At 65.0% G+C, this 2,647-nt stretch carries 4 protein-coding genes; all 4 read left to right on the forward strand.

Annotated elements, in window-relative coordinates; all coding sequences use genetic code 11:
- On the forward strand, positions 1-235 hold a 235-nt coding region (locus tag Q0L57_RS12130), incomplete at its 5' end, for a transporter substrate-binding domain-containing protein (protein WP_296742937.1).
- Between the two features lie 172 nt (positions 236-407).
- Positions 408-1,067 carry an amino acid ABC transporter permease gene (locus Q0L57_RS12135; RefSeq protein WP_296742939.1) on the forward strand — a complete coding sequence of 220 codons (660 nt, stop codon included), beginning with the start codon at positions 408-410 and terminating at the stop codon, positions 1,065-1,067.
- Positions 1,064-1,735: an amino acid ABC transporter permease gene (locus tag Q0L57_RS12140; RefSeq protein ID WP_296742940.1), complete on the forward strand. Its 672-nt coding sequence runs from the start codon at positions 1,064-1,066 to the stop codon at positions 1,733-1,735. The genes Q0L57_RS12135 and Q0L57_RS12140 overlap by 4 nt, the downstream gene beginning before the upstream one ends.
- A 37-nt stretch (positions 1,736-1,772) precedes the next feature.
- On the forward strand, positions 1,773-2,647 hold an 875-nt coding region (locus tag Q0L57_RS12145; RefSeq protein ID WP_296742942.1), incomplete at its 3' end, for an agmatinase.

Consider the following 2,647-nt stretch of genomic DNA (forward strand, 5'->3'; position numbering starts at 1 on the left):
GGCGGCGGTGCTGATGAAGAATGTGCCCGACACCTACAAGATCGTCGGCTCGATCAGCGGGGTTGAATATCTGGCCTGGGTGGTGCGGCCCGAGGACAAGGACCTGCGCGACTTCATCAATGCCCGGATCGGCGAATTGAAGGACAGCGGCAAGCTCAAGGAGCTGCAGCTCAAATGGTTCGGCTTCGAGATGCAGACGCCCGACCAGGGCTACCTGCCGCCGGGCGCTCTCTAGACCAGGATGACGTTTCGTTGAATCGTCACCCTGATCCAACTCTCAGTTGGGGCATGATCTTTTCCGAAAACCGGTTCCCAGTTTTCAGGATCATGCTCTAGCCGCTTCTCACAAGGCGAGAGGGCCGGCCTCACGGTGAGGCCGTTCTCTCCGCGCGCCTGGAGCCAGAGTTATGGTCGACTTCTCCAGAACCATCGCCTTCCTGCCGCAATTCCTGGCGGGCGCGGGCGTCACGCTCGCCGTCTCGGCGCTCGGCTTCGCGCTCGGCACCGTCATCGGCTTCGGCCTGCTCGCCTGCCGCCGTTCGCGCTGGCGGGCGGTCCGCTTCATCGGCGCCGTCTACACCAGCTTCATCCGCGGCACGCCTTTGATCGTGCAGATCTTCGTCGTCTATTACGTGCTGCCGGGACTGGTCGGCATCGACCTGCCGCCGCTGCTCGCCGGCGTGCTGGCGCTGTCCTTCAACAGCGCCGCCTTCGTTGCCGAGATCCTCAGGGCCGGGCTGACGCGCATCCCGGTCGGCCAGTATGAGGCGGCCAAGGCGCTCGGGCTGAAGCCGCCGGTCACCTGGCGGAAGATCATCCTGCCGCAGCTCTTCCGCGTCGTCATCCCGCCGATGGTCAACGAGTTCACCATGCTGGTGAAGGCCTCGTCGATCCTGTCGGTGATCACCGTGGTCGAGCTGACGCGCACCGCGCAGAACATCATGAACGTCACCTACCGGCCGGTCGAAGCGTTCATGGTCGCGGCGGTGCTCTATTTCATGGTGCTGTTTGCCTGCAGCCTTCTGGTGCGGCGGCTGGAACGCCAGGCGGAGAGGGCGCGGGCATGAGCTTCGACTTCGCCGTCATCACCGACAACTGGCCGGCGCTGGCAAAGGGGTTCGGCAACACGCTCGTCATCTGCGCCGTCACGTTGCCGCTCGGCTTCGCGCTCGGCCTGGTGCTTGCGCTGGTGCGGCTCAGGGCAGGGCGCGTGCCGGCGTCGATCGTCGCGGCCTATGTCGAGCTCTTCCGCAACATCCCGTTCCTCATCCAGGTGTTCCTGCTGTTCTACGTGCTGCCGATGGCGGGCGTGCGGCTGTCGACGATCGCCGTTTCGGTCATTGCGCTGTCGGCCTATGCCAGCGCCTATTTCGCCGAGATCGTGCGCGGCGCGATCCAGTCGATCCCGAGCGGACAGACCGAGGCCGGCTATGCGCTTGGATTGCGCTATCCGCTGATCCTGCGCAAGGTGCTACTGCCGCAGGTGGCGGGCTACATCCTGCCGGCGGCGACCAACCTCACCATCACGCTGATCAAGGAATCGGCGATCCTGTCGGCGATCACCGTGCCCGAGCTTACCTATATGGCGCAGGACATTATCGGGCGCACCTTCGCGCCGGTCGAGATCTTCACCGCGATCGCGCTGCTCTACTGGGGCCTCACCGTGCTGGTGGCCGCGGCGGCGCGCACGCTGGAGCGCCGGCTGACCCCGCATCTCGCCGCCGGGCGCGGCTGACTGCAATCAAAGCTTTCAACACCAAAGAGGAGACCACATGTCCAAGCTCACCACCGCGCCGCGCGATGTCTTCCAGACATTCATGAACTTCCCGCTGGTCGAGGATCCCGACACGCTGAAGGCCGATGTCGCCATCATCGGCATGCCCTATGGCGATCCCTATACGATCGACGAACTGATCAACGACCAGACCAACGCGCCGACCGCGGTGCGGCGCGCTTCCAAGCGCATCAGCCAGGCGCTCGACCGCTATGATTTCGACATTGGCGGGCCGGTCTTCGCCGGTCAGGACATCAAGGTGGTCGACGTCGGCGACGTGCCCGGCAACGCCGCCGACCATGTCGGCCACTACAGCAAAGCGGAAGCGGCGATCCGCAAGATCCGCGCCGCCGGCGCGATGCCGATCACCATCGGTGGCGACCACGGCATTCCGATCCCGATCTTCCGCGCGCTCGATGGGGAGGGGCCGATCACGCTGGTGCAGCTCGATGCCCATCTCGACTGGCGCGATAACGTCAACGGCGTCAAGGAAGGCTATTCGAGCACCATCCGCCGCGCTTCGGAGATGAAGCATATCGAGAAGATCTTCCAGGTCGGCGTCCGCGGCCAAGGCAGCGCCCGCACCGAGGAGGTCGAGGCGGCTCGCGCCTACGGCGCCAACATCATCACCACCAATGAATGGCAGGATATCGGCACCGCCGCCCTATTGAAACGCATCCCGGATGGCGGCCGCTACTATCTCACCATCGATGCCGACGGGCTCGATCCGTCGGTGATGCCTGCGGTCGAAGGTCCGCAGCCGGGCGGCGTCACCTACCGGCAGACGATCGAGCTGATCCAGGGCCTGGTCGGCAAGGGCAAGCTGGTCGGCATGGACATCGTCGAGATCGCGCCGGCGCGCGACGTCAACGA

Origin of the sequence: Mesorhizobium sp., from assembly GCF_024509055.1 — a bacterium.
GTDB lineage: Bacteria > Pseudomonadota > Alphaproteobacteria > Rhizobiales > Rhizobiaceae > Mesorhizobium.

Excerpts from the sequence above, each read along its gene's own strand:
- Q0L57_RS12135 (WP_296742939.1), top strand. The coding sequence starts at position 408 with ATGGTCGACTTCTCCAGAACCATCGCCTTCCTGCCGCAATTCCTGGCG.
- Q0L57_RS12140 (WP_296742940.1), top strand. The coding sequence starts at position 1,064 with ATGAGCTTCGACTTCGCCGTCATCACCGACAACTGGCCGGCGCTGGCA.